Raw genomic sequence first — 25,542 nt, 5'->3', positions numbered from 1 at the left:
CGATGAAGGCCGTCGCCTGGATGGGCAAGGACACCGTCAAGGTCGTCGACGTGCCCGACCCGACGATCATGAACGCCCGGGACGCCATCGTGCGGGTCACCACGACCGCCATCTGCGGCTCGGACCTGCACCTCTACCACGGCTACATCCCCGCCATGCGCAAGGGCGACATCCTCGGCCACGAGTTCATGGGCGAGGTGGTCGAGGTCGGCCCGCAGGTCCGCAACCTGCGCCCGGGCGACCGGGTGGTGGTCCCCTTCCCGATTGCCTGCGGGCACTGCACCTCCTGCCAGCGCGGCTTCTACTCGGTCTGCGAGAACTCCAACCCGAACGCCGGCATCGCCGAGAAGCTCCTCGGGCACTCACCGGGCGGCCTCTTCGGCTACAGCCACCTGCTCGGCGGGTACGCCGGCGGCCAGGCCGAGTACGTCCGGGTGCCGTTCGCCGACGTCGGGCCGTTGAAGGTGCCCGACGAGGTGCCCGACGAGCAGGCGGTGCTGCTCGCCGACGTGTTCCCCACCGGCTACATGGGCGCCGAGATGTGCGACATCAATCCCGGCGACGTGGTCGCGGTCTGGGGCGCCGGCCCGGTCGGGCTGTTCGCCGCTGCCAGCGCGCGGATGCTCGGCGCGGAACGGGTGATCGTCATCGACCGGTATCCGTACCGGCTGGGGCTGGCGCGGGAACACGTCGGCGCGGAGACCGTCAACTACGAGGAGACCGACGTGCAGGACGCGCTCAACGCGCTGACCGCCGGCCGCGGCCCGGACGCCTGCATCGACGCCGTCGGTCTGGAGGGGCACCACGGCAACGCCGCCATCCAGGCGTACGACCGGACGAAGCAGTCGGTCCGTCTGGAGACCGAGCGTCCGTCCGCGTTGCGCCAGGCGATCCTGGCCTGCCGCAGCGGTGGCGTGGTCTCGGTGGTGGGTGCGTACGGCGGCGTGGTCGACAAGTTCCCGATGGGGGCGTTCATGAACCGGTCGCTGACCATGCGGACCGGACAGTGCCACGTGCAGCGCTACACCCGCCCGCTGCTGGACCGGATCCGGCGGGGGGACATCGACCCGAGCTTCGTCGTCAGCCACCGGATGTCGCTCGACGACGCGCCGAAGGGCTACCGGATCTTCCAGAAGAAGCAGGACGAGTGCTCGAAGGTGGTGCTCACCGTCTGACCCGGCGACCTCGCCGGGCTCCCGTGCCTCCAGGCGGCCGATAGGCTGGCGCCATGCGCGTCGCGACACAGGATCCGGGTGACGAGGTGCCGGCGGCGAAGCTCACGAGACGGTGAGTCGCACGCGCACGCCCCGCCAGCGCCGGCCCACGGCCGCGCCGGCGACCGGCTTCTCGCAGCTGGCCGACTGGTGCGCCCGCGCGGTCCGGTCACGACCGTTCGAGATCGCGATCGTCGTCCTCATCATGGCCAACGGCGTCGTGCTCGGGCTGGAGACGTACCGGCACCTGGGCGAGGCCGGCCCCGCCCTGCACTGGCTGGAGCTGTCGTTCCGCGCCGCGTTCGTCGCCGAGATAGCCGTCCGGGTGCTGGCCCACGGGCGCCGTCCACTGGACTTCTTCCGGCACGGCTGGAACATCTTCGACTTCCTCGTCACCCTGGCGATCTTCATCCCCGGCCTGCATGGTGACTCGGCGCTGCTGCGCGTGGTGCGGGTGGCCCGGGTCCTGCGGCTGGTGCGGTTCTCCCCGGGTCTGCGCACGATCGTGGCGGCGTTGTGGCGGAGCCTCCCGGGCGTCGCCGGGTTCCTCGCGCTGGCCGTGGTGACCCTGTACGTCTACGGCATGGCCGGCTGGCTGATCTTCAAGGACACCTACCCGGAGCAGTACGGCGACATCGGCCGGTCCCTCCTGACGCTGTTCGTGCTGCTCTCCCTGGAGACGCTCCCGGACCTCATCGTGCAGGGCATGGCGGTGTCCCCGTGGACCCTGCTCTACTACGTCAGCTACGTGATCATCACGGTGAACCTGCTGCTCAACATCCTGATCGCGGTCATCGTCAACTCGATGGAGGAGGCGCGCCGGCTGGAGATGACCGAGCGCCTGGCGCCCGGGTACGACGAGGACGGCGACGGCGTGCCCGACGAGGTCGACCGGATCGCGCTCACGCAGCGGCTGGACGACCTGCGCGCCGTCATCGCCGAACTGGAGCGGGAACTGCGCATCGACCGCGAGGACGGGCCGGCCCGGCACGGGACGGCGGGCCGGTCCGTGGGCGGATAGCGTGTCCAGCGTGGAGAGCGGCTACCCGCCGGTGTCCGTGGCCGGCACCGCGCACGAGGGGGGCGGGACGAGCGTCCGCCTGCGTCCGGTGACCGAGCCCGACCTGGCGATGTTCCGGCGGTTCCTCACCGAGCCGGGCCTGATCGGCCTGGACTGGGGCGGCTTCCGCGACGCCGGGGCGCCGGCACGGCGCTTCGCCGCCGACGGCTGGCTCGGCGAGGAGGACGGCCGGCTCATCGTCGAGGTCGGCCCGGAAGCGGCCGTCACCGGATTCGTCAGCTACCGCTCGGGGCTCTACGGCGGGACGGCCCGGCACTGGGAGATCGGCATCGCGCTGCTGCCGGAGTGGCGCGGTCGGGGGATCGGCTGGCGGGCCCAGGCGCTCATCTGCGACTACCTCTTCGCCCACAGCCCGGCCCAGCGCATCCAGGCCGGCACCCACCCGGAGAACATCCCCGAGCAGCGGTCGCTGGAGAAGGCCGGGTTCCGGCTGGAGGGCGTGGTCCGGGCCTGCGAGTTCCGTGCCGGGCGGTGGCGTGACGGCTACCTCTACAGCCGGCTGCGCGACGACCCGTCGCCGTGGGACGGGCCCGGGGCCTGACCTGCCCGGTCAGGGCAGCGGCCACTCGTGCACCGGCCGGTTGCTGTGCATGAGGGTCACGTAGTGCCGGACGATCTCGCGCAGCGCGGCCGGTCGGTCGAGGTGGTCGGCGGACTCCAGCCGGTGCAGCGTCTCCACCTGCCAGGTCGCCCCGTTGCGCCCGGTCAGGCAGCGCTGCTCGATGACGCCGAGCAGCCGGTCCCGCTCGGCCGGGTCGAGCCCCCACCGGTCCAGCCCGTGGTGGGCCATCGGCAGCAGCCGGCGCAGCACCAGCTCGGTGACCGGCAGGTAGCCCAGGCTCGGCCAGTACACCTGCGCGTCGATGCCGTACCGGGCGCAGCTGGTGAAGTTCTCCTCCGCGGCGCTGAACGACATCTGCGACCACAGTGGCCGATCGGACTCGGCCAGCGCCCGGACCAACCCGAAGTAGAAGGCGCCGTTGGCGATGGTGTCCAGGACGGTCGGACCGGCCGGCAGCACCCGGTTCTCCACCCGCAGGTGCGGCCGGCCGCGCAGCACGTCGTAGACCGGGCGGTTCCACCGGTAGACGGTGCCGTTGTGCAGCCGCAGCTCGGACAGCCTCGGCACCCCGCCGCCCGCGAGCGCCTCGGCCGGGTCCTCCGCGTCGCACACCGGCAGCAACGCCGGGAAGTAGCGCACGTTCTCCTCGAACAGGTCGAAGACGTTCGTGATCCAGCGTTCGCCGAACCACACCCGCGGCCGTACGCCCTGCGCCTTGATCTCCTCCGACCGGGTGTCGGTGGCCTGCTGGAACAGCGGGATCCGGGTCTCGCGCCACAGCTCCCGGCCGAAGAACAGCGGCGAGTTGGCGCCCAGGGCGACTTGGACGCCGGCGACGGCCTGCGCGGCGTTCCAGTAGTCGGCGAACTGCGCCGGACTCACCTGGAGGTGGAACTGGGTGCTCGTGCAGGCCGCCTCCGGGGTGATCGTGTCGGCGGTGACCGCCAGCCGCTCCACCCCGTTGATGGAGATCCGCAGGTCCTCGCCCCGGGCGGCGAAGATCTGCTCGTTGAGCAGCTCGTAGCGCGGGTTGGCCGAGAGCGTCCGGGCGGTGAGGTGCTCCGGCCGCAGGGTCGGCAGGATGCCGATCATCACCATGTGCGCGCCGATCGTGCGGGCCTTCTGCTCGGCGGCGTTCAGGCTGGCCCGGACATGCTCCTCGAACTCTGCCGTGCCGGTGCCGGTCAGCCGACGCGGCGCCACGTTGATCTCGACGTTGAACTGGCCCAGCTCGGTCTGGAAGCTCGGGTCGGCGACGGCGGCCAGCACGTCGGCGTTGCGCATGGTCGGCTGCGACTCGTCGTCGACCAGGTTGAGCTCGATCTCCAGCCCGGACATCGGGCGGTCCACGTCGAAGCGGGACTCGCGCAGCATCTCGGCGAAGACGTCCAGGCACCGGCGGACCTTGTCCCGGTAGCGGGCCCGATCCTCACGGCTGAAGGTCCGCACACCGACTTCCTCGCCCATGGTCACCACCCTGTCACCGCTGGTCCTCCTAACCTCGCACGCGAGTGCAAGTGGGGGAAGGCCCGTTGACCCCTTTCTCTACCCAGCCTGTCGCGGGGTGATCCCCGTCGCGTCCGGGCAGTTCCTGCCGGCGGGCCGGCGCGTCGCCGCTAACATGGCGCCCCGAGAGGTGGTGGCGGTGTCGATGCGCGACAAGGTGACGAAACTGTTCGTCGGGGCGGCGATCGCCGAGGCCTGCTCCTGGCTCGGCCTGCTGGTCGGCATGGCCGTCAAGTACGGCCCGCCCGGCAACGAGGTCGGCGTGAAGATCTTCGGGCCGATCCACGGCGGTCTCTTCGTCGCGTACCTGGTGCTGGTCCTCGCCGTAGCCCGGCGGCACCGGTGGAGCCTGCTCGCGACCGCCGTGGCCCTGGTCTGCGCGGTGCCCCCGTTCGCCACCGTGGTGTTCGAGCGGTGGGCCAGCCGCCGGGGCATGCTCGGCGCGACGGCCGCCCCGGCGCACCGCGAACCGACACCGGTGGCCTGAACCCCGGACCCGACCGGGCCCGCGAGGGCTCGCGGCGGTCGGGCCGGACACCGTTGCCGGGCTCCACGGTCCGCCCGGCTCACTCCGTGAGGAAGTCGCCGAGCAGCGCGGCGAGCTGCTCCGGCGCCTCCTCGGCCATGTGGTGCCCGGAGTTCACCGATGCGGCCCGGACGTCGTCGGCCCAGCCCCGCCAGATCGCCGCCGGGTCGCCGTAGAGCTCGACCATGTCGTCCCGCTCCGACCAGACGAAGAGCACCGGGCAGCGGATCCGTCGACCGGCGGCCCGGTCGGCGTCGTCGGCGGCCCGGTCCGGGCCCAGCCCGGCCCGGTAGTCCTCGCACATCGCGTGCACCGTCGCCGGGTCGTGGATCGCCCGCCGGTAGTCGGCGTACGCCTCCTCGCCCATCTGCGCCGGGGAGCCTCCGTACCACGCGTCGGGGTCCGCGTTGATCACCCGCTCGGCCGGCTTGTCCCGCTGGCCGAGGAAGAACCAGTGCCACCACCGCGCGGCGAACCGCGCGTCGGCGCGGGCGAGGGCCTCGCCGATCGGCACCCCGTCGAGCACCCCGAGCCGGGTGACCCGGTCGGGGTGGTCCAGCGCGGCGCGCATCGCCACGTAGCAGCCCCGGTCGTGCCCGACCACCGCGGCGCGCCGGTGACCGAGGACGTCGAGCAGTGCCACCACGTCGGCGGCCATCGCCCGTTTCGCGTACGAGGAGTGGTCGGCCGTGTCCGACGGCGCCGACGATCCGCCGTACCCACGCAGGTCCGGGCAGATCACCGTGAACCGGTCGGCGAGCAGCGGCGCGACCCGGTGCCAGGTGGCGTGGGTACGCGGATGGCCGTGCAGCAGCACGACCGGCGGACCAGAACCGCCGTGGCGGACCCGCAGCCGCACCGGGCCGACGTCGATCTCGTCCAGGGCGAATCCGGCGAACATGGCGTCCCCGGTGCCCCACCCACCGCTCGCCGAAACGTCGGCCGGCGGCGCGCCTCAGCGCAGCGCGGACCAGACGGCGACGCCGAGCAGCAGCACCGCGCCGAGCATCGCCTGGAGCAGCAGCGGCGGGCCGAGGTGCGTCCAGAGCGTCGCCGTCCGTGGCGTGAGCAGCTGCCCGGTCGTGAGGTTGACGATCCGCTCGATCCGGGGTGGCAGGTCCGGGTCCCGCTGGGGCCGCAGGGTGAGCTGCACGTGGTCGGCCGGGTGCAGCGCGCTCTGCGGCAGGTGGCCGTGCAGCTCGACCTCGCAGAGCCGGCCGGTGGTGTCGCGCAGTCGGAGCGGCGTCACCAGGTACTCCGGGCCCTTCTTCAGGTCCTTCCAGCGCCGCCGGCCGCCGCCGGCCGCGCCGGGCAGCACCGAGCGCACCAGCAGCATCAGCAACCCCGCCACGCCCGCGGTCGCCAGCACGGCGACCAGCACCGGTTGGCCGATCGCCACCTCGCGGGAGTAGCCGTCGAGCAGCCGGACGACCCGGCCGGTGACGATCCGTTCCGTGGGATGGGCGATCCGCCTCGTATCGAGCCCGCTGTCCATGGTCACCACCGAGAGTCCTGATCCGTTCACTGATGGTATCCGCGCTCCGGGTTGAACGGCGTGAATGAAACCTGGTCACGCGCTCATGACCGCCGAGGTGACATCCGGGACGGCACGGGTAAGCGGGGGGCCGAGCTGGAAAGGGGTCGAGCATGCAGCTGTCCTTCCTGCGCCCGCTCTACGGCCGCCCCGGGCCGTGGTGCTCGGTGTACATGGACGCGTCCGCCGACACACACGACGCCCACCCGGCGCTCGACCTGCGCTGGCGGGCGCTGCAGGGCCAACTGGTCGACCAGGGCGCGGACGAGCCGACGGTCGCCGCGCTGGACCGCGTGGTCCGCGGCCACGACCCGATCGCGGGGGACTACGGGATCGCCGCCTTCGCCACCCGCGGGCGGGTGGTCCTCACCGAGTACCTCTCCGCCCCGCCGCTGCGCGACCTCGCCGCGTACGCGCCGCTGCCGCACGTGATGCCGCTGCTCGCGCAGCGCGGCGAGCAGGTGGCCTGGGTGCGGGTGCTGGCCGACCGCACCGGCGCCGACGCGATGGCGGTCAGCGCCGGCGGGGTGCCGCGCCGGGCGCACGTCGTCGGGCGGGAGGAGTACCAGTTGCGCCGGGTGAAGCCGGGCGGCTGGTCGCAGTCGCGCTACCAGCGCGCGGCCATGGAGGCGTGGCACCACAACGCCGGGGACGTCACCGCGGCGACCGTGGAGCTGGCCGAGAGGGTCGGCGCCGAGGTGGTGGTGGTGGCCGGCGACGTACGGGCCACCGGCGTGATCGCCGCGCAGATGCCGGAGCGCTGGCAGGACATGGTGGTGCGCACCGACGCGGGGTCCCGGGCCGGCGGCGCCGACCAGGCCCTGCTGGACGACCTGACCGTGCAGACCATCGCCGAGGTGGCCGACCAGCGGATCACCGCGGCGCTGGACAAGTTCGGCATGCAGGAGGACGTCGGCGCCGGCCTAGACGCCGTGGTCGCCGCGCTCCAACGCAACCAGGTCGACACGATGCTGATCGTGGACGACCCGTCCGCCAACGGCGAGCTGTGGATCGGCCCGGAGGCCACCGAGATCGCCGTCGACCCGGGGCAGCTGGCCGCGATGTCGGTCGCCGACCCGCAGCGGGTACGCGCCGACGCCGCGCTGGTGCGCGCGCTGGTCGGCACCAACGCCGAACTGGCCGTCCTCGGGCCGGACGAGGCGCCCGACCTGACTGACGGCGTCGGCGCGGTGCTGCGGTACGCAGACGCGAGCACCCCCGGACGCGGCAATGGCTGACCGTATCGTCGCCGACCTGGTGGTCGACCGGCTGCGCGCCTGGCGAGTGCCCCGCGCGTTCGGCTACCCCGGCGAGGCGATCGCCCCGATCGTCGCGGCGCTGGACCGCGCCGGCGGCGACCCGGCGTTCATCCCGGCGCGGCACGAGGAGACCGCCTCCTTCATGGCCACCGGGCACGCCAAGTTCACCGGCGGCATCGGGGTCTGCCTGGCCACCCAGGGGCCGAGCGCCGTGCAGCTGCTCAACGGGCTCTACGACGCCAAGCTGGACAGCAAGCCGGTCGTGGCGATCGTCGGTGAGGACGTCTCCGGCCCGCTCGGCGGCGCGCACCAGGAGATCGGGCTGAGCCGGCTCTTCGCCGACGTCTGCAACCAGTTCGTCCGGTACGCGCGCGGCCCCGGGCAGGTGCCGACCCTGCTCGACCAGGCGTTCCGCACCGCCGCGGCCACCCGCAGCCCGGTCTGCGTGGTGCTGCCCCGGGAGGTGCAGGAGGCCGCCGTGCCCGACCTGCAGGTGCACGCCGCCGGGGTCATCAGCGCGACGCCCGGCGAGCCGCTGGCGCGGGTGCTGCCGCACGAGGTCGACCTGGCCGCCGCCGCGCAACTGCTCGGCAGCGGCCAGCGCACCGCGATCCTGGTCGGCCAGGGCGGCCGGGGCGCCGAGGACGAGATCGTCGCGCTGGCCGACCGGCTCGGCGCCGGGATCGCCACCTCGCTGCTCGGCAAGCCGGTGCTCGACGAGCGGCTGCCGTTCCACGCCGGCGTGCTCGGCGAGGTGGGCACTCGTGCCGCCGCCGAGCTGATGGGCGGCTGCGACACGCTCCTGCTGGTCGGCACCAACGACCCGTGGACCGACTACTTCCCCATGCCGGGGCAGGTCCGGACCGTGCAGATCGACATCGACGGCCGGCGGATCGGCACCCGCTACCCGGTTGACGTCGCGCTGGTCGGCGACGCCGCCGAGACGCTGCGCGCGCTGCTGGACCGGGTGCCGGACCGGCCCAACCCGCAGTGGCGGGCCACCGTGGAGAACTCGGTGGACCGCTGGCGGTCGGAGGTTACCGAGCGGGCCGCCGCGCCCGCCGAGCCGGTGAACCCGCAACTGGTGCTCCAGGAGCTCTCCAGCCGGGTGCCGCGCACCGGCGCGGTCGCGGTCGACATCGGGTCGGTCATCTACTGGTACGCCCGCCACCTGGAGCTGCCGCCCGGGGTGAACGCGCAGCTCTGCGGCACGCTCGGGTCGATGGGGTGCGCCCTGCCGTACGCGATCGCCGCCAAGCTCGCCGCGCCGGACCAGCCGGTCATCGCGCTGGTGGGCGACGGAGCGATGCAGCTCAACGGCCTCGCCGAACTAATCACCGTGTCGCACCACTGGTCCGAGTGGCGTGATCCGCGGCTGGTGGTGCTGGTGCTCAACAACCGGGACCAGTCCGGCATGGGCGGCGGACGGCCGCCGAGCACCGATCCGGCCCGGCGCCGCCCCGACGTTCCGTACGCCGGCTGGGCCCGGCTGCTCGGCCTCCACGGCGTACGGGTCGACCGGCCCGAACTGGTCGGCGCCGCCTGGGACGAGGCCTTGGCCGCGGACCGGCCCTCGGTGTTGGAGGCGGTGGTCGATCCCGCGGTGCCGCTGTCGCCACCGGAGCCGGCCTTCGCGGACCTGCGGGGCGTCTTCGCCGAGGGAGAGGCGGCCCGGCGGGTCCGCGACCAGCTGGACCGGCGGCTGTCCCTGGCCGCGGAGGAGCTGATCTAGACCGTCGGCCGGGGCGCGCCCGGCCCCAGCTGCTGGCCGAGACCGTGGTCGTGGCCCCGGCGACGGCGGGGCGTGCCTGACGACTGATCCACTTGGTGTCGCCGACCTGGCGGTGTCGCCGTGTCTCGGGACACCGCCAGGTCGGGGGTCTGTCGTGCTCTCTATTTGATGATCGCGGTCTCCGGGTTCCCGGGCGCCCGGGGGCGGAGCGGGCGCGGCGGCGGGGCGGCGAATCGGGCGTGGGCGCACGTGGGGCGGATCCGGCCCGGGCGGGACGGCCGGCCCGAGGCGGGCCGGACGCCGTTAACCGCCCGCGACCGGCGAAGGGCCGCCGACCTGCGGATTGGTCCCGCCTGGTGGGGGACGGGCCGTTTGAACCGCATCGGGACGGGAAGCCGGGCCGCGTGGTGAGCGAACGAGGCAAGGTGGGGCCGGTGCACAAGGTGCGCGAGGGGCTCACGGCCAACGGTGCCGGTCTGGCCGGCGACCGGGTCGTGTCGGCCGGTAGCACGGCACGGGTCCTGGTCGCCGCCACGGCGCGCGCGCTGCGCGGCGCCGACTGCGCCGATCTCGGACACATGGGCCCGGTCTCCCGGTTCCCGGGGGCACCGGAGCCGGTCCGCCGGGCCGCGGTCACCCGCGCCGCCGGCCGGGTGGCGCTGACGCCGGGGCAGACCGCGGAGGTCGACGCCGGTCGGGTGGCCGCGTGGTTCGTCGACCAGTACCCGCGGGGCAGCTATCCGGGGGCCGTGCTCGGGTCACCGCACGGTGCCGCCGTGCACCTGGCGGTCGCCCTCGGGATGCCGTGGCTGCCGGCGAGCTTCGAGATGACCGTGCACTGGGCCCAGGGCGGCGTGGACCTGCCGGGGGCCGCGCTGGACCACGGCTCGGCTCTCGCCGCCCGGCTGCTCGCCGGCAACGACGACCTGCACGTCCGCCAGGTGCACTGTCCGGCCAGCCGGGGCGCGCTGGCCGGCGCGACGGTCTCGCTCGCCGCCCGCTGGCGGACCCTGCCGGCGGCGTACCGGCGGTTCCTGGCCGACCGGTTGGCGCCGGGGGCGCCGGTGCTGCTGCTGCGTGACGCGCGGACCTGGCCGGTGCTCGACCCGGGGCAGGGGCACAGCTTCCAGGTCGGCTGCCCGAGCAGCGGGCTGGACCCGGTGGACTTCCACCCGGACAGCCACGCCCTGCGCCAGGTGCTCCGGTCGGCGGGTGGCGACGCCGCCCGGTGGGAGCCGCCGCAGGTCTCCTCGCCCTCCGGCTACGCGGAGCACGGCGTGGAGTCCGGTTTCGAACTCAGCGCCCGGGACTGGGCCGGTCGCGCAGGTCGCCGGCTGCACCGGGTGCTCTTTCCCCGGCCGGAGGCGTTGAGCGCGGCGACCGCCGACCTGTACCGGCGCTGGCTGCGCGCCGCCGGCAAGACCGGCGACCGGCTCGTGGTGGAGTGCGGACGCCTGCTCGACCCGTGGCAGGTGGTGCGGGCGGGGATGGTGCCGTACTGGTGCGAGAACGCGACCCGGCGCAGCGTCGAGGGGGCCGAGTGGTGGCTCGCCGGGAGCGAGCCGTTCAGCTCGGTGGACGTGCTGCCCGAGCCGCCCGGGGTCCGGTCGCCGGCGCTCGCCGGGCTGCCGCAGTGGCTGGCGGTGGCCGGGTTCGGCCGTCGGCGTCGCGCGCTGGACCGCACGTCGGCGCGGGGCTATCCGGTCACCTCGGTACCCACGCGGAGGGCCACGGAGGTCCTGCGGGCCCAGCCGTACGACCTGCCCGTGCCGCCTCCGATGGCCGCCGCCGAGGCCCTCGCCGTGCTCCGCGACAGCGGCACCCACCAGGGGTTGCTCGTCTCTTGAGGGGAGCACACCGAAACATCCTCGCGAACCGGGGATCCCGTGATTGAGTACCTACGGAGCGGGAACATCGCTGGCTGCGACGGCCTGAACACGCTGCGCAGCACGGTGTCGTCGCCCGCTGGCGTCCCAGTCACGTAACCCACTTCCGGCCCGGTGCGTGGCCCGACCACGCGCACGACCGGTTTCCCAATCCGGGCGGGGGACCTTCCTGAGGGAGGCGCGGATGTTCGGACAGACCACCACAAGCACACCACCACCCACCGAACGGGGGCTGGAGGACCTCGACGCGGCCGCACTGGCGTACGCGGCACGGATCGCCGGCCTGCCCCCCGAGCGGCGGCAGGAGGCCCGCGACGACCTGGTCCGGTTCGCGCTCCCGTTCGCCGGCCGGCTCGCCCGCCGGTACCGGGGACGGGGGGAGCCGCTGGAGGATCTGGAGCAGGTGGCCCGGCTGGGGCTGGTGAACGCCGTCGACCGGTACGACCCGGAACGGGGCTCCTTCACCGCGTACGCGGCGATCACCATCGTGGGCGAGATCAAACGCCACTTCCGCGACCGGACGTGGGGTGTGCACGTGCCCCGCCGGCTGCGCGACCTGATCCTCGAGGTGGGGCAGGCGACCGCGGCGCTGACCAGCGAGCTGTCCCGGGCGCCCTCGGTGGCCGAGCTGGCCGAACGGCTGGAGACGCCGGAGGAGGAGATCCTCGCCGCGCTGGAGTCGGCCGCCGGCTACAGTCCGGCCTCCCTGAACGCGCCGGTGGGCGGTGAGAGCTCCGCCGAGTTCGGCGACCTGGTCGGCGAGTCGGACAACGCCCTGGAGTCGGTCGACGACCGCGTCACGGTCAGCGGGCTGCTGCACCGGCTGCCCTGGCGGGAGCGACGCATCCTGGCCATGCGCTTCTACGGCAACCAGACCCAGGCGGAGATCGCGGCCCGGTTCGGCATCTCCCAGATGCACGTCTCCCGCCTGCTGTCGCGCGCGCTGACCTGGCTGCGCCAGGCGATGCTCGCCGACGCGCCGCCGCCCTGGCAGAACGGTGCGGCCGAGTCGGAGCCGGCGAAGGCCCGGATCTCCGTCCGGCAGACCGGTGACCGGGTGGTGGTCGAGGTCGGCGGGGAGGTCGACCGGGACGGCGCCGACCAACTGCGCCGGGCGATGATCGAGGCGGTCACCGGCCAGCCGAGCGAGGTGGTGGTCGACCTGGTCGGCGCGGGCGGTTTCGACGCCGGCGGGATCGCCGCCCTGATGGCCGGCCGGGACGCCGCGGCCCGCACCGGAGTGCCGCTGCGGCTGACCCGGGTGCAGCCGGCGGTACGCCGCTCACTCACCGCCGCCGGTCTCGCACCCGCACACGACTGAGGCGCGCTCGCACCCGCACACGACTGAGGCGCACCCGCACCCGACTGGGGCACGCTCGCACCCGCACACGACTGAGGCACGCCTCCGCCACGGGCGCCCGGGGCCGGCACGATTCCGTGCCGGCCCCGACCGTGTCCGCTCACTCCGGCGGGTCGCCGTGGCGGGGATGGCGCCACTTCTCGGTCCGCCGCGGCCTCTGCCGCGGGTCCGGCGGTTCGTCCTCCGGCGCGTCCGTCTCGTCGAAGCTGGCCCGGCGGATGTCGGTCGGGTGCGGCACGTCCACCGGGCGGGCGCCCGACTGCGGCGGCGGCTCGTACTCGGCGATCTCGCGTGGACCGTGCGCCCCCTCGGCGGCGGGCGACTCGGGCGCCTGCGTGATGTGCCGCAGCTCCTCGTGGAACTCCTGCGGCGGCTTCGTGGTGCGCTGCGGCAGGTCCCGGCCGAGGTCGGCGACGAGTTCGCCGTACTTGGCGTCGAAGGCGGGCCGCTCGGAGCGGATCCGGGGCATGTGGTCGAAGTTGCGCAGCGGAGGCGGGCAGGTCGTCGCCCACTCCAGCGAGTTGCCGAACCCCCAGGGGTCGTCCACCGCCACCATCGCCCCGTACCGCCAGGACTTCCACGCGTTGTACATGAAGAACAGCGTGGAGATGCCGAGCACGAAGGCGGAGATGGTGGAGATGGTGTTCAACACGGTGAACCCGTCGGTGGGCAGATAGTCGGCGTAGCGGCGCGGCATCCCCTCGTTGCCCAGCCAGTGGTGCACCAGGAAGGTGCCGTGGAAGCCGAGGAACATCGTCCAGAAGTGCGCCTTGCCGAGCCGGTCGTCGAGCATCCGCCCGGTCATCTTGGGCCACCAGAAGTAGTAGCCACCGAAGAGCGCGAACACCACGGTGCCGAACACGACGTAGTGGAAGTGCGCGACCACGAAGTACGAGTCGTGGGTGTGGAAGTCGGCCGGCGGGCTCGCGAGCAGCACGCCGGTGAGCCCGCCGAGCAGGAAGGTCACCAGGAAGCCGATCGCGAACAGCATCGGCGTCTCGAAGGTGAGCTGCCCCTTCCACATGGTGCCGATCCAGTTGAAGAACTTCACCCCCGTCGGCACCGCGATGAGGTAGCTCAGGATGCTGAAGAACGGCAGCAGCACCTGCCCGGTGGCGAACATGTGGTGCGCCCAGACGGTCATCGACAACACCGTGATCGCGATGGTGGCGAACACCAGACCCGTGTAGCCGAAGATCGGCTTGCGCGCGAACACCGGGATGATCTCGGTGATGATGCCGAAGAACGGCAGCGCGATGATGTACACCTCGGGATGGCCGAAGAACCAAAACAGGTGCTGCCACAGCATCGGGCCGCCGGTGGCCGCGTCGTACACGTGGGCGTTGAGCAGCCGGTCGGCCGACAACGCCAGCAGCGCCGCGGCGAGCAGCGGGAAGACCAGGATCACCAGCACGCTGGTGAAGAGCATGTTCCAGGTGAAGATCGGCATCCGGAACATGGTCATGCCGGGTGCGCGCAGGGTCAGGATCGTGGTGATCAGGTTGACCGCGCCGAGGATGGTGCCCAGTCCGGAGATGACCAGCCCGATCACCCACAGGTTGGCGCCGACGCCGGGGGAGTGGTCCGCGTCGTTCAGCGGCGCGTACGCGGTCCAGCCGAAGTCCGCCGAGCCGCCCGGCGCGGCGAACCCGCCGATCACCATGAGCCCGCCGAACAGGTAGAGCCAGTAGGCCAGCGCGTTGAGTCGGGGGAACGAGACGTCCGGCGCGCCGATCTGGATCGGCACGATGAAGTTCGCGAAGCCGAACGCGGCCGGTGTGGCGAAGAGCAGCAGCATCACCGCGCCGTGCGAGGTGAAGAGCTGGTTGTACTGCTCCGACGAGAGGAACTGCAGCCCGGGTCGGGCCAGTTCGGCGCGCATCAGCATCGCCTCGATGCCCGCGGCCAGGAAGAAGCCGAACGACGTGAGCAGGTAGAGGATGCCGATCTGCTTGTGGTCCGTGGTCGCCAGGAACCGGATCAGGTACCCGCCCCGGGTCGGCACGCGCAGGGGGCCGGGGAACCCGCCGAACCGGGCCGGCGCCAGGATCGCCGGTCCTCGGTCGCGGCCGGGCTCCGTGGTGACCCGCTTGGGCATCGCTGCTTCACCCCGCCAGGACGACAAAAGGACGGGCGTGCGTACCCGACCCGGTGCCCATGTAACCAGGCCGAAGGGGTTAATCCGGGCACTTTGCCGGTGCCGATCAGTTCGCGGGCAGCAGCGCCCAGACCGCCTTGCCCTCACCGGCCGGGACGGTGCCCCAGCGCTGGGCGAGCTCGCGCACCAGGAGCAGCCCCCGGCCGCCCTCGTCGCGCAGGTCGGGGCTGCCCGGCCGGGCAGCCGCCCGGCTGCCGTCCACCACCGCCACGTGCAGGTACGGGCGGCGCAGGGTCAGCGTGACCTGCATCGGTGTGCCCGCGTGCCGGACCACGTTGCCGACCAGTTCGGTGAGCACCACCGACGCGGGGCCGAGCGCCTCCGGCAGGTTCCACCGGGCGCACGCGTCGGCGACCAGGTCGCGGGCTCGCCGGCACGCCTCGGCCACCGGCTCGAGCCGGGTCCACAGCCGGGGCGCCGCGGCGGCACCGGCCACCCGGGTCGCCTCGGCGCAGTTTCGGCCGACCGGCACCCTGCGGCACGCGGTGGATTCGGCCAGCCAGCGCGCCGCGACCGGCGGCGGGTCGCTGAGCACGACCGGCACCGCCGGCCACTCCTCCGCGCGCCGGGCCGCGGCGGCGAAGACGGACAGCGCCAGCCGGTCGCGGACGATCACGTCGCCGAGGTCGACCACCAGCGCGTGCGGCTGGGCGGCCAGGCAGCCGGCGAGCGCCTCGTGGACCGATCGCATGGTCTCCAGGTCGAGCGGCCCGGCGAGCCGGACGACGGTGACCGGAGGCCGCTCGCACACCTGATAGGTGATTCCGCTCGCCATCAGTTTCTCTCCGCGTCTCGTCCGTGGGACTCGGAAAATACCCGTGGCCTCGCCCGACGAAACCGGACTGGCGGGCCCTGGGACCGCCGTCACCGGCCGGCCCGCGTGGTGACCAGCCCCAGGCCGATCATGCCGATCCCGAGGCCGAGGTGGAGCCAGTTGTCGGCGCCGTTGAGCGGGACGAAGTTCGCCCCGCTGTCCCGGTCCACGACCAGTCCGTACAGCCAGAGGACCAGGGAGATCGCGCCCCCGCCGACCAGGTAGGCCCGGGCGTGGGTGACGGTCCGGGACAGCACCAGCCCGGCCACCCCGAACAGCAGGCGGATCAGATTGTGCAGGATCGAGACCTGGAACGCCCCGAACAGCGTCGCGCCGGAGTGGTGGCCGGCGAAGCGCAGGTCGCCGAAGTCGCTGGTCACCCCGGGGACGAAGCCGAGCAGGCCGATGAGCAGGAAGAGCACCGCCACCACGCCGGCGGCCCGCCGGACCGGTGCCTTGCCGTCGGCCGGGTTGGGACGGGCGCGGGCGTGTGCCATCGGTCCGGCCACCACCGTCACCTCCCTGAGCGGGCCGCTCGGTGGTGCGCGGCTACCCGCCACGCGCCCCGGCAAACCGACGGCGGACCGGCCCACCGCGGGTGGACCGGCCCGCCACCAGGGCGTCAGGCCGGTTGCAGGCGCGGGGTGGCGGCCACCTGCCGGACCCGCTCGTACAGGCCGAGGTACCGCTCGGCCATCGCGGCCGGGGTGAACCGGGCGGCGGCCTCCCGGCGGCATTCGTCCGGGTCGAGCACGCTCGCCGCCAGCACCAGGTCGCCCAGCTCGTCCTCGTCGGCGGTGAGCAGCCCGGTGCGGCCGTGCTCGATCAGCTCGGGCAGGCAGCCGCGGGACATCGCCACGACCGGCGTGCCCAGGGCCAGCGACTCGACCACCGCCGTGCCACCGGGCTCCTCCCAGCGCAGCGGGAACAGCGACGCGCGGGCGCCGGCGAGCAGGTCGTCGCGCTCCTGACCGGCGACGGTGCCGACCCAGCGGACCAGGTCTCCGTCCACGTACGGCGCCACCTCGTCGTAGAAGAAGCGGACATCCGGGTTCTGCCGCGCCTCGTCGTCGGCGGCCGCGAGGTCCTCGGGCCGGTGGTACGGGCCGACCGGCCCGGCGAGCACCAGCGGGAACCCGACCCGCCGGGCCAGCCGGGCGCCGAGATCCTGCCCCTTGCCGGGGTTGATCCGGCCGAGCACCACGACGTAGTCGCCCTTCTCGGTCGCCGGCCGGGTGTCGGCGCCGACGGCGAGGGGGGTGGACAGGTGCACGTGCCCGACCGAGTGGTCCCGCAGCGCCTGGGGCGCGCGCGCCAGCTGGGAGGCGGAGACGCCGTTGACCCGGACCCGGTCGCCGCCGTCGAGGTTGCCGTAGAGCGCGGGATGCTTGGCCAGGTCCCAGTGCAGGGTGTGCAGCACCGGCGGGGCGTCCGGTCCCATCGCGGCCAGCGTGGCGAGTCCGACCGCCTCGACGTGGTCGTGCACCAGGTCGATGTCGTCGCGGCTGTGCAGCTGCCGGACCACCCCGTTCAAATGCGCCTGGGAGATGCCGCAGACCTGGTTGTACGGCCGCTGCAGCGCGGCGAACTGGCCGTCGGGGAAGACCGACACCAACTCGTCGACGGCCAGGGTGCTGCTGTCCACCGAGGCCAGCACCACCCGGACGCCGAGGCGCCGCAGCTCCGGCACGAGCGTCGCGATCACGTTCTCGATGCCGCCGTAGCCGGGCGGCGGCACCGACAGCCACGGACCGGCGTTCATCAGGACGGTGAGGCTCATCGGTCCCGGCTCCTCTCCCCGCCCGCCCTCCAGGGCCGGTGACCGTGCGCCCGGCCGGTCACGCCGCGGCCATCCGCCGTCGCGGCACCCGGTGCCGCAGCTCGGCCAGGGGCGGACGCTCCTCGATGGACACGTCGCTCACCACGATCTCCCGCTCCAGGTTGGGCAGGGCCTCCGAACCACCGCGCCGGAACTGCGTCAGCAGCGCGGTCGGCGCCGTGCCCGGGGCGGCCCAGCCGCGCCGCTGCAACCGCGACCACGCGGTGAGCATGATCTGCGCCGACATCCGGCCGAGCGCCGCGGTGTCCTGGTGCCGGTGCTTGCGCTCGCCGAGGTCCACCTGCGCCAGCGCGTCGAGCCCGACCAACTCCAGCAGGTCGATGAGCATCGCCGTCTCCACCCCGTACCCGGAGACGAACGGCACCTGGGCCAGCACGTCGCGTCGGCCGGCGTACTCGCCGGCGAGGGGCTGCACGAAGCCGGCCAACTCCGGCCAGAACAGGTTGAGCAGCGGGCGCGCCATCAGCTCGGTGACCCGACCGCCGCCGTCCTGCTCCACGCCGGCCGTGCCGATCAGGGGCCGGTGGTAGAAGCCCTTGACGAACTCGACCGACGGGTCGGTCAGCAGCGGACCGATGAGGCCGGTCACGAAGTGCGGGCGGAACTCGCGCAGGTCCGCGTCGACGAACGCCACCACATCCCCCTCGGCGGCGGCCAACCCGGCCCAGAGTGCGTCCCCCTTGCCGGTCAACCGCGGCAGCCCGCGGGTCATCGCATCCTGGCTGACCACCTCGGCACCGGCGGCCCGGGCGACCTGGGCGGTGCGGTCGGTGGACCGCGAGTCCACCACGATCAGCTCGTCGACCAGGGCGACCCGGTCCATCAGGTGTTCCCGGATCGTCGACACGATCGCGCCGACGGTGGCCTCTTCGTTGCGCGCCGGCAGCACCACGCTGACCCGGCTCTCCCCCTTGGCCCGGACCAGTCGCCGGGGCGTCCACTCGGCGGCGGAGGTGGTCCGGTATGTCGCCCAGGCCTCCACTACCGGTGAGACAGTCGATTCTGTATCCCGCACGGGCACACCCCCAGATCGTGGCGGAAAACGCGACGTCGGATTTCCCACTGCCGACCTCGTGCTAACCGGATCATGCCTAACGGCTCGATCACGACGTTCCCACCGCCGCGTTCCCGCCGGGTGAACGTTTGATTGCGCCGGTGTGGGGGGAGTGCTTGCGGAGAAATGTGAGCCGAGGGCGGAAAGGGCTGGTCGGATGCGCACGTGCCGGGTGGGACTGGTAGGGGCCGGTGGGGTGGCGCAACGTCACGCCCGCGTGCTGGCCGGATTCGACGACACCGAGCTGGTCGGGGTGACCGACGTGCTGCCCGACGCGGCGGCCGCGCTCGCCGACGCGCACGGCGCCCGGACGTACACCGACATCCACGAGCTGCTCGCGGCCGGTCCGGACGCGGTGTACGTCTGCGTGCCGCCGTTCGCGCACGGCCCGGTGGAGGAGGCCGTCGTCGCCGCCGGGGTGCCGATGTTCGTGGAGAAGCCGGTCGCGGTCGACCTGGTCACCGCCGAACGGGTCGCCGACCTGGTCGCCCGGCGTGGCCTGCTCACCGCCGTCGGGCACCACTGGCGCTACCTGTCGGTGGTGGAGCAGGCTCGGCAGCTGCTGGCCGGACGTCCGATCCGGATGGTCAGCGGCACCTGGTGGGACAAGGTGCCGCCGGTGGCCTGGTGGTCGCGGCGGGACCGCTCCGGCGGCCCGGTGGTGGAGCAGGCGGCGCACGTGCTGGACCTGGTGCGGGTGCTGGTCGGCGAGGCGACCGAGGTGACCGCGTACGGGGACGGCAGCCCACCACCGGTCGACGGGGCGGACATCGACTCGGTCACCACCGCCGCCCTGCGCTTCGCCGGCGGCGCGGTCGGCACGCTGAGCGCGGCGTGCGTGCTGGGCTGGAAGCACCGGGCCGGGCTGGAGATCCTGGCCGACGGGATGGCCTTGACGCTGACCGAGGAGGGCCTGCTGGTCTGCGACGCCGACGGGGAGCGCCGGCTGCCCGCCGACCCGGAGGGCGCCCGGGTGGCGGTCGACCGGGCGTTCGTGGACGCGGTCCGCGGCGTCGGCGACGACGTGCGCGTCCCGTACGCCGAGGCGCTGGCCACCCACCGGCTCGCCCTGGCCGTGGCCGACTCGGCCCGCACCGGCCGGGCCGTACGCCTGGACGCGCCGTCCACCGCGACGCTGGACACCACCGGGGTGACCGTCGATGCGTGACCGGGTGGTGGTGGTCCAGGCCCCGGGCCGGGTGGAGCTGGTCGAGCAGGACGCCGCGCCGGTGCGCCCGGGCACGTTCCGGGTGGAGACGCTGTACAGCGGCGTCTCCGCCGGCACCGAGCTGAGCTACGTCAAGGGGACCAACCCCTACCTCAACGGCACCTGGGACGCCGACCTCGGTCTGTTCCGTCCCGGCGACGCCAGCACCCCGTACCCGGTGACCCGGCTGGGCTACATGCAGGTGGGGCGGGTGGTGGAGAGCGCCACCCCGGCGGTCCCGGTGGGCACGGTCGGCGCGATGACGTACGGGCACCGCACCGGCTGGGTCGCCGACCCGGTCGCCGAGCGGTTCGTCCCGCTCCCGGACGACGTGGACCCGCTGCTCGGTGTCTACGTCGCCCACATGGGGCCGATCTGCGCGAACGGGCTGTTGCACGCCGCCGCCGACCTGCACGGCACCGATGTCCGGTCGCTGGGCGACGGGGTGCGCGGGCGGCGGGTCGCGGTGGTCGGCAGCGGGGTCGTGGCGTTGCTCACCGCCCTCTTCGCCCGGCGGCACGGCGCGGCCTCCGTGGTGGTGCTCGACCCGACGGCGGAGCGCCGCCTGGTCGCCGAGGCGTTGGGCCTGGAGACCCTCGACCCGGGCGCGGACGACCCGGCGGTGGTCCTCAAGACCCGCTGGGCGCACCTGGCCGGCGACCGGGGCGCGGACGTGGTGTTCCAGTGCCGCGGGCAGGACTGGGCGCTCCAGCTGGCGCTGCGTCTGCTCCGGCCGCAGGGCACGGTGATCGACCTCGCCTTCTACCAGTCCGGCGCGGACGCCGTCCGGCTCGGCGAGGAGTTCCACCACAACGGGCTGTCCCTGCGCTGCGCCCAGATCGGCCGGGTACCCCGTGGGCTCGCTCCCACGTGGGACCGGGAGCGGCTGTCGGCCGAGACGGTCGACCTGCTGCGCGCGTACGGGGACGTGATCCGCAAGCACCTCGTCTCGGCGGTGGTCCCGTTCGACGAGGCGCCCGCCCTGCTCACCGATCTCGCCGAGCGGCGCCGGCAGGAACTGCAGGTCGTGCTCACGTTCTGAGCGGTCGATCATGTGCCGCGTACCGCCCGGGCCGACATGCGGCCCGAGCGGTACGCGGAAGGCGCCCCGGATCGCGTACCGTTGCCGCTCATGGGTGTGTCGCAACGGTTCAAGAGCAGGTTCCGGCGGTTCCTCCAGCGCCCGGGGACGACGGTCGACCTCGCCCCGCTGGAGAAGCTGCTGCCGGCGATCGAGGCGCGCGAGGAGGAGCTCGCCGCGCTCGACGACGCCGAGCTCACCGAGGCCGCCGGGACGGCCGCGGGCTACGAGGAGATCTGCGCCATCGGGCGGGAGGCCGCCCGGCGCGGGCTCGACCAGCGCCCGTACGACGTCCAGCTGCTCGGCGCGATGGCCCTGCTCTCCGGCAAGGTCGCCGAGATGGCCACCGGTGAGGGCAAGACCCTGACCGCGACCGTCGCCGCGTACGGGCATGTCCGGATGGGCAACGGCCCGGTGCACGTCCTCACCGTCAACGACTACCTGGCCCGCCGCGACGCCCAGTGGATGGAGCCGGTCTACACCCTGCTCGGCCTCACCGTGGGCTGGGTCAACGAGGCGTCCACCCCCCAGGAGCGGCGCGAGGCCTACGCCTGTGACGTCACCTACGTCTCGGTCAGCGAGGCCGGCTTCGACTTCCTCCGCGACCAGCTGGTCACCGACGTCGACGACCGGGTGCAGCCGCCGCTGCGCACCGCGATCGTCGACGAGGCCGACTCGATCCTCATCGACGAGGCCCGGGTGCCGATGGTCCTGGCCGGGGCGGTGCCCGGCGAGCAGGACCCGGTGCACGCCGCCGCCGCGCTGGTCCGCGGGCTGCGCCGGGGCAAGCACTACACGGTCGCCGAGGACGGCCGCAGCGTGGCCTTCACGTCCGCCGGCCTGGCCGCCGTCGAGGCCAAGCTCGGCATCGACCTCTATGACGAGGAGCACGTCGAGCAGCTCTCCGCGGTCAACGTGGCGCTGCACGCGCACGCGCTGCTCAACCGTGACGTGGACTACATCGTCCGGGAGGGCTCGGTCGAGCTGATCGACGAGATGCGCGGCCGGGTCGCCCAGCGCCGCCGCTGGCCGGACGGGCTGCAGGCCGCGGTCGAGGCCAAGGAGGGGCTGGACGCCACAGCCGAAGGCGAGGTGCTGGGCACCATCGCCGTCCAGGCGTACATCGGGCTCTACCCGAAGATCTGCGGGATGACCGCGACCGCGGTGCTGGTCGGCGACCAGCTGCGCGAGTTCTTCGACCTCGAGGTGGCGGTGATCCCGCCGAACACCCCGTGCGTCCGGGAGGACGAGCCGGACCGGATCTACGCCACCCGGGCCGAGAAGGAGGACGCGCTGATCGACGAGATCACGCGCTGCCACGAGGCCGGGCGGCCGGTGCTGGTCGGCACCCTGGACGTCAAGGAGTCCGAGGGGCTCGCCGCGGGCCTGCACGCGGCCGGCGTGCCCTGCGTGGTGCTCAACGCCAAGAACGACGACGAGGAGGCGGCGATCATCGCCGAGGCCGGCGCGTACGGCGCGGTGACCGTCTCCACCCAGATGGCCGGCCGCGGTGTGGACATCCGGCTCGGCGGTAGCGACCAGGCCGACCGGGACCGGGTGGCGGACCTCGGCGGCCTCTACGTGATCGGCAGCGGCCGGCACGACAGCCGCCGGGTCGACGACCAGCTGCGCGGCCGGGCCGGCCGGCAGGGCGACCCGGGTGGCTCGGCCTTCTTCGTCAGCCTGGAGGACGACCTGGTCGTCCGGCACGCGTCCGACGCGGTGCCGGCGTCGCCCCGGATGAACGCCGACGGCCTGGTCACCGACGAGCAGGTCGACTACGCCGTCGAGCACGCCCAGCGGGTGGCGGAGGGCGTCAACCACGAGATCCACCGCAACACCTGGCGCTACAGCGTGGTCATCGAGCAGCAGCGCAAGGCGCTCGCCGAGCGGCGGGAACGGCTGCTCACCAGCGACGTGGCCGCGCTGATGCTGCTGGACAAGGTGCCGGACAAGGCCGGCGAGATGGACGAGGACCTGCTCGCCCGGGTCGCCCGGTCGATCGCGCTCTATCACCTCGACCGGCTCTGGGCCGAGCACCTGGCCGAGCTGTCCGAGGTCCGCGAGGGCGTGCATCTGCGCGCGCTGGGCCGGCTGGACCCGCTCGACGAGTTCCACCGGGCCGCCGTGCCGGCGTTCAACGCGCTCGTTCCGGAGATCGAGGCGCGCACCATCGCCACGTTCACGGAGACCGAATTCGACGAGGACTGGGAGCCGGCCGAGGCCACGCTGGTCCGCCCCAGCGCCACCTGGACCTACCTGGTGCACGACAACCCGTTCGGCTCGGAGCTGGACCGCCTGATCGCCTCGGTCGGGCGACGGCTCACCGGCGCCTCCCGCTGATCTCCACGGGGTTCCGGCCGGCGCTACCCCGCCGGCCGGACCTCCGTTTGCGCCCGTTTCGACCCGTGTTCGCTCGGGTAGTAGGCCGGGTCCGAAGACTCGGGAGAGAGCAGACGATGACACAGGTGACGGCATCGGCCGGGCGTGCCGAGGCACGCGTGAAGGCGGAGGCGCTCCGCCGGTGAACCTGGAGACACCCCAACCGGTGGTGGCTACCGTCGGGGCGCTGGAGACCGCCGCGCTGCTGCGCGAACTGACCGCCGGCCTGATCGCCGTGACCGATTTCGATGAGGCGCTGACCGCGCTGGTCCGGATCAGCCGGGACGCCGTGGCCGGCGTGAGCTGGTGCGGCTTCACCGTGCTGCGCGCCGGTCAGCCGGCCGGCGGCGCGGCCTCCGACCCGCGGCTGGCCGGCCTGGACGATCCCCGGCACGACCCCGACTCGCCGGGCATGGACGCCATCCGGCGCCGGGAGATGGTGCTGTCGGAGAACCTGGGCCGGGAGCGGCGCTGGCCGGACTGGACGCCCCGCGCCGTCGACCTCGGCGTCGGCGGCGTGATCTCCGCCCCGCTCGACGTCGACGACCACGTGATCGGCGCGATCAACCTGTACGCGGGCACCTCCGACGTGCTCACCACCCAGCACCAGCTGACCGCCATGCTGCTCGCCGAGCACGCCGGCCTGCTGCTGGCCGCCGTCCGGGACCGGGCCCGCCAGCTCAAGCTGGCCGGTGAGTGGGACGCCGCGCTGCTGCACGACGGCGTGGTCGCACAGGCCATCGGGGTGATCATGACGCAGCGTGGCTGCCTCGCCGAGGAGGCGCTCGACGTGCTGCGCAGCGCCGCGTCCTCGCTCGACATCCCGCTGCGCGAGGTGGCCGAGCGGCTGGTCCGCACGGTCTCCCGCCCCCGGGAGAGCTGACTCGCGCGGGTGGGTGCGTCCGGTCCCGTGCCGTTTCGCCCCGGGTGCGCCCGGGTAGCACCCTGAGCTCAGGAGCTGAGCCGACCAGGGGAGGGCACGATGGAGAGCCGGCTGCGGGTCGAGGGGCACCCGATCCAACCGATGCTGGTGACGTTCCCGTACGGGCTCTTCGTCAGCGCTCTCGTCTTCGACCTGACCGACGTGCTGGGCGGGCCCGCCTTCCTCGGCGAGGTCGGCTACTGGACGGCGGTGGCCGCCCTGGTCGCCGCCGCGCTGGCCGCGGTGGCTGGCATGGTCGACCTGTGGGACGTGCCCGGCGGCCGCACCCGCCGTACCGCGGTCACGTTCAACCTGGTGAACGTGGCGATGGCCGGGCTGTTCCTGGTGTCCTGCCTGATCCGGGCCGACTCACCGCAGCGCGGCGCGTCGGTCGTGCTGCTGGTGACCGAGGTGATCGCCCTCGCCGTCGGCGGGGTAGGTGTACGGCTCGGCGCGCGACTGGTGCGCCAGTTCGACGAGGGCCGCGCCGAGGCGACGACCTTCGACGCCCTGCCCGGCGTCGCCGGCTCGACCGCCGAGATCATCCCGCCCCGACCCTGACGCGGCGTTCCGAAATCCGTTGCCCGCGCGGACCCGGGCGGGCAGGCTCGCCCGGGTGGAGACAGTGACCACCGACCCGGACTTCGCGCGGCTGATCGCCGAGGGCGCGGCCGCGCCGGTCGAGGGCTGGGCCTTCGACTGGCTGGCCGGCCGGGCCACCGAGGAACGCCCGCCCTGGGGGTACGCCCGGTTGGTGGCCGCCCGGATGGCGGACGCCGACGCGGCGCTGGACGTGGACACCGGCGGCGGCGAGGTGCTCGCCGAGATGCCCCGGCCGCCCCGGCTGCTGGTGGCCACCGAGGGCTGGCCGCCGAACGTCGCCGTCGCCCGGCGGACGCTCGGCCCCCTCGGCGCCACCGTCGTGGCGGTCACCCCGGACGCCCCGCTGCCCTTCCGGAACGCCTCGTTCGACCTCGTGGTCAGCCGGCACCCGGTGCGCACCGACTGGGCGGAGACCGCCCGGGTGCTCCGGCCCGGGGGCACCTTCCTGTCCCAGCAGATCGGGGCGGGCACCGTGCGGGAACTCAGCGAGGCGATCCTCGGCCCGCTGCCGCCGCCCGCCCAGCGGCACCCGGACCAGGCGGTGGCCACCGCCCGGGCCGCCGGCCTGACCGTGGTCGACCTGCGGGAGGCCACCCTGCGTACGGTCTTCCACGACATCGCCGCGGTGGTCTGGTTCCTGCGCAAGGTCGTCTGGACGGTCCCCGGCTTCACCGTCGACCGGTACCGCCCCGAACTGCTCGCGTTGCACCGGCGGATCCGGGCCGAGGGCCCCTTCGTCGCCCACGCCCGCCGCTTCCTGATCGAAGCCCACCGCCCCTGACGGATCCCCCTCCCGCCCCCGCCGGATCGGCGTTGATCAT

At 73.7% G+C, this 25,542-nt stretch carries 22 protein-coding genes; 14 read left to right on the top strand and 8 right to left on the bottom strand.

Going from position 1 to position 25,542, the window contains the following annotated elements; all coding sequences use genetic code 11:
- The first annotated feature begins 2 nt into the window (after window positions 1-2).
- The 3 genes from O7603_RS06025 to O7603_RS06015 all read left to right on the top strand — a co-directional run bounded on the left by O7603_RS06025 (window position 3) and on the right by O7603_RS06015 (window position 2,836).
- On the top strand, window positions 3-1,175 hold the full coding sequence (locus tag O7603_RS06025; RefSeq protein WP_281574683.1) for a zinc-dependent alcohol dehydrogenase: 1,173 nt from the start codon (window positions 3-5) through the stop codon (window positions 1,173-1,175).
- Window positions 1,176-1,287: 112 nt separating this feature from the next.
- Window positions 1,288-2,235, top strand: coding sequence for an ion transporter (locus O7603_RS06020; RefSeq protein WP_281574682.1), 948 nt, complete (start codon window positions 1,288-1,290; stop codon window positions 2,233-2,235).
- 10 nt (window positions 2,236-2,245) lie between these two features.
- Window positions 2,246-2,836 carry a GNAT family protein gene (locus O7603_RS06015; protein ID WP_281574681.1) on the top strand — a complete coding sequence of 197 codons (591 nt, stop codon included), beginning with the start codon at window positions 2,246-2,248 and terminating at the stop codon, window positions 2,834-2,836.
- Between the two features lie 9 nt (window positions 2,837-2,845).
- On the opposite strand, the gene O7603_RS06010 is transcribed toward O7603_RS06015, so the two are convergent.
- Window positions 2,846-4,324 (bottom strand): glutamate--cysteine ligase, encoded by a 1,479-nt coding sequence (locus O7603_RS06010; RefSeq protein ID WP_281574680.1) that lies wholly within the window; start codon window positions 4,322-4,324, stop codon window positions 2,846-2,848.
- Window positions 4,325-4,508: 184 nt separating this feature from the next.
- Here O7603_RS06010 and O7603_RS06005 point away from each other — a divergent pair, with 184 nt between their 5' ends.
- Window positions 4,509-4,850: a DUF3817 domain-containing protein gene (locus tag O7603_RS06005; protein WP_281576622.1), complete on the top strand. Its 342-nt coding sequence runs from the start codon at window positions 4,509-4,511 to the stop codon at window positions 4,848-4,850.
- A gap of 79 nt (window positions 4,851-4,929) precedes the next feature.
- Here the strand turns inward: O7603_RS06005 and O7603_RS06000 are convergent, their stop codons facing one another.
- Both O7603_RS06000 and O7603_RS05995 read right to left on the bottom strand, forming a co-directional pair.
- Entirely contained in the window at window positions 4,930-5,790 is an 861-nt protein-coding gene (locus O7603_RS06000; protein ID WP_281574679.1) for an alpha/beta hydrolase, read from the bottom strand.
- A 54-nt stretch (window positions 5,791-5,844) separates the two neighbouring features.
- Window positions 5,845-6,393 carry a hypothetical protein gene (locus O7603_RS05995; protein ID WP_281576621.1) on the bottom strand — a complete coding sequence of 183 codons (549 nt, stop codon included), beginning with the start codon at window positions 6,391-6,393 and terminating at the stop codon, window positions 5,845-5,847.
- Window positions 6,394-6,536: 143 nt separating this feature from the next.
- Between O7603_RS05995 and O7603_RS05990 the strand changes: the two genes are divergently transcribed.
- From O7603_RS05990 to O7603_RS05975, 4 genes are all read left to right on the top strand, one after another.
- Window positions 6,537-7,661 carry a Vms1/Ankzf1 family peptidyl-tRNA hydrolase gene (locus O7603_RS05990; protein WP_281574678.1) on the top strand — a complete coding sequence of 375 codons (1,125 nt, stop codon included), beginning with the start codon at window positions 6,537-6,539 and terminating at the stop codon, window positions 7,659-7,661.
- Window positions 7,654-9,414, top strand: a complete 1,761-nt coding sequence (locus O7603_RS05985) for a thiamine pyrophosphate-binding protein (RefSeq protein ID WP_281574677.1) — start codon at window positions 7,654-7,656, stop codon at window positions 9,412-9,414. The genes O7603_RS05990 and O7603_RS05985 overlap by 8 nt, the downstream gene beginning before the upstream one ends.
- A gap of 443 nt (window positions 9,415-9,857) precedes the next feature.
- Window positions 9,858-11,261 carry a hypothetical protein gene (locus O7603_RS05980; RefSeq protein WP_281576620.1) on the top strand — a complete coding sequence of 468 codons (1,404 nt, stop codon included), beginning with the start codon at window positions 9,858-9,860 and terminating at the stop codon, window positions 11,259-11,261.
- Between the two features lie 223 nt (window positions 11,262-11,484).
- Window positions 11,485-12,621, top strand: coding sequence for a SigB/SigF/SigG family RNA polymerase sigma factor (locus O7603_RS05975; RefSeq protein WP_281574676.1), 1,137 nt, complete (start codon window positions 11,485-11,487; stop codon window positions 12,619-12,621).
- Between the two features lie 139 nt (window positions 12,622-12,760).
- Here the strand turns inward: O7603_RS05975 and ctaD are convergent, their stop codons facing one another.
- The 5 genes from ctaD to O7603_RS05950 all read right to left on the bottom strand — a co-directional run bounded on the left by ctaD (window position 12,761) and on the right by O7603_RS05950 (window position 18,454).
- On the bottom strand, window positions 12,761-14,758 hold the full coding sequence (gene ctaD, locus O7603_RS05970; RefSeq protein ID WP_281574675.1) for a cytochrome c oxidase subunit I: 1,998 nt from the start codon (window positions 14,756-14,758) through the stop codon (window positions 12,761-12,763).
- 106 nt (window positions 14,759-14,864) lie between these two features.
- Window positions 14,865-15,593, bottom strand: coding sequence for an ATP-binding protein (locus O7603_RS05965; protein WP_281574674.1), 729 nt, complete (start codon window positions 15,591-15,593; stop codon window positions 14,865-14,867).
- An 89-nt stretch (window positions 15,594-15,682) separates the two neighbouring features.
- Window positions 15,683-16,129 carry a DUF4383 domain-containing protein gene (locus tag O7603_RS05960; RefSeq protein WP_281576619.1) on the bottom strand — a complete coding sequence of 149 codons (447 nt, stop codon included), beginning with the start codon at window positions 16,127-16,129 and terminating at the stop codon, window positions 15,683-15,685.
- Window positions 16,130-16,254: 125 nt separating this feature from the next.
- A complete protein-coding gene (locus O7603_RS05955) occupies window positions 16,255-17,412 on the bottom strand; it encodes a glycosyltransferase (RefSeq protein WP_281574673.1) in 1,158 nt (385 codons plus the stop codon).
- A 58-nt stretch (window positions 17,413-17,470) separates the two neighbouring features.
- The gene (locus O7603_RS05950; RefSeq protein ID WP_281576618.1) at window positions 17,471-18,454 is read right to left on the bottom strand and encodes a glucosyl-3-phosphoglycerate synthase; all 984 of its coding nucleotides are present in this window, start codon (window positions 18,452-18,454) and stop codon (window positions 17,471-17,473) included.
- A 229-nt stretch (window positions 18,455-18,683) separates the two neighbouring features.
- Between O7603_RS05950 and O7603_RS05945 the strand changes: the two genes are divergently transcribed.
- The 6 genes from O7603_RS05945 to O7603_RS05920 all read left to right on the top strand — a co-directional run bounded on the left by O7603_RS05945 (window position 18,684) and on the right by O7603_RS05920 (window position 25,502).
- Window positions 18,684-19,694 carry a Gfo/Idh/MocA family oxidoreductase gene (locus tag O7603_RS05945; protein WP_281574672.1) on the top strand — a complete coding sequence of 337 codons (1,011 nt, stop codon included), beginning with the start codon at window positions 18,684-18,686 and terminating at the stop codon, window positions 19,692-19,694.
- On the top strand, window positions 19,687-20,775 hold the full coding sequence (locus O7603_RS05940; RefSeq protein WP_281574671.1) for a zinc-binding alcohol dehydrogenase: 1,089 nt from the start codon (window positions 19,687-19,689) through the stop codon (window positions 20,773-20,775). Before O7603_RS05945 ends, O7603_RS05940 begins: the two co-directional genes overlap by 8 nt.
- 90 nt (window positions 20,776-20,865) lie before the next feature.
- Window positions 20,866-23,157 (top strand): accessory Sec system translocase SecA2, encoded by a 2,292-nt coding sequence (gene secA2, locus O7603_RS05935; RefSeq protein ID WP_281574670.1) that lies wholly within the window; start codon window positions 20,866-20,868, stop codon window positions 23,155-23,157.
- A gap of 181 nt (window positions 23,158-23,338) precedes the next feature.
- Window positions 23,339-24,079, top strand: coding sequence for a GAF and ANTAR domain-containing protein (locus O7603_RS05930; protein ID WP_281574669.1), 741 nt, complete (start codon window positions 23,339-23,341; stop codon window positions 24,077-24,079).
- A gap of 99 nt (window positions 24,080-24,178) precedes the next feature.
- The gene (locus O7603_RS05925) at window positions 24,179-24,679 is read left to right on the top strand and encodes a DUF2231 domain-containing protein (protein WP_281574668.1); all 501 of its coding nucleotides are present in this window, start codon (window positions 24,179-24,181) and stop codon (window positions 24,677-24,679) included.
- Window positions 24,680-24,734: 55 nt separating this feature from the next.
- A complete protein-coding gene (locus O7603_RS05920) occupies window positions 24,735-25,502 on the top strand; it encodes a methyltransferase domain-containing protein (protein WP_281574667.1) in 768 nt (255 codons plus the stop codon).
- Window positions 25,503-25,542: the final 40 nt, after the last annotated feature.

The sequence above is a fragment of the Micromonospora sp. WMMD812 genome (assembly GCF_027497215.1).
Lineage (GTDB): Bacteria > Actinomycetota > Actinomycetes > Mycobacteriales > Micromonosporaceae > Micromonospora.
This window is presented reverse-complemented; position numbering and strand designations above follow the sequence as displayed.

What these genes read in the sequence shown, in the direction of transcription:
- O7603_RS06025 (WP_281574683.1), top strand. Translation starts at nt 3, where the DNA reads ATGAAGGCCGTCGCCTGGATGGGCAAGGACACCGTCAAGGTCGTCGAC.
- O7603_RS06010 (WP_281574680.1), bottom strand. Translation starts at nt 4,324, where the DNA reads ATGGGCGAGGAAGTCGGTGTGCGGACCTTCAGCCGTGAGGATCGGGCC.
- O7603_RS06005 (WP_281576622.1), top strand. Translation starts at nt 4,509, where the DNA reads ATGCGCGACAAGGTGACGAAACTGTTCGTCGGGGCGGCGATCGCCGAG.
- O7603_RS06000 (WP_281574679.1), bottom strand. Translation starts at nt 5,790, where the DNA reads ATGTTCGCCGGATTCGCCCTGGACGAGATCGACGTCGGCCCGGTGCGG.
- O7603_RS05990 (WP_281574678.1), top strand. Translation starts at nt 6,537, where the DNA reads ATGCAGCTGTCCTTCCTGCGCCCGCTCTACGGCCGCCCCGGGCCGTGG.
- O7603_RS05985 (WP_281574677.1), top strand. Translation starts at nt 7,654, where the DNA reads ATGGCTGACCGTATCGTCGCCGACCTGGTGGTCGACCGGCTGCGCGCC.
- O7603_RS05975 (WP_281574676.1), top strand. Translation starts at nt 11,485, where the DNA reads ATGTTCGGACAGACCACCACAAGCACACCACCACCCACCGAACGGGGG.
- ctaD (WP_281574675.1), bottom strand. Translation starts at nt 14,758, where the DNA reads ATGCCCAAGCGGGTCACCACGGAGCCCGGCCGCGACCGAGGACCGGCG.
- O7603_RS05965 (WP_281574674.1), bottom strand. Translation starts at nt 15,593, where the DNA reads ATGGCGAGCGGAATCACCTATCAGGTGTGCGAGCGGCCTCCGGTCACC.
- O7603_RS05960 (WP_281576619.1), bottom strand. Translation starts at nt 16,129, where the DNA reads ATGGCACACGCCCGCGCCCGTCCCAACCCGGCCGACGGCAAGGCACCG.
- O7603_RS05955 (WP_281574673.1), bottom strand. Translation starts at nt 17,412, where the DNA reads ATGAGCCTCACCGTCCTGATGAACGCCGGTCCGTGGCTGTCGGTGCCG.
- O7603_RS05945 (WP_281574672.1), top strand. Translation starts at nt 18,684, where the DNA reads ATGCGCACGTGCCGGGTGGGACTGGTAGGGGCCGGTGGGGTGGCGCAA.
- O7603_RS05940 (WP_281574671.1), top strand. Translation starts at nt 19,687, where the DNA reads ATGCGTGACCGGGTGGTGGTGGTCCAGGCCCCGGGCCGGGTGGAGCTG.
- secA2 (WP_281574670.1), top strand. Translation starts at nt 20,866, where the DNA reads ATGGGTGTGTCGCAACGGTTCAAGAGCAGGTTCCGGCGGTTCCTCCAG.
- O7603_RS05925 (WP_281574668.1), top strand. Translation starts at nt 24,179, where the DNA reads ATGGAGAGCCGGCTGCGGGTCGAGGGGCACCCGATCCAACCGATGCTG.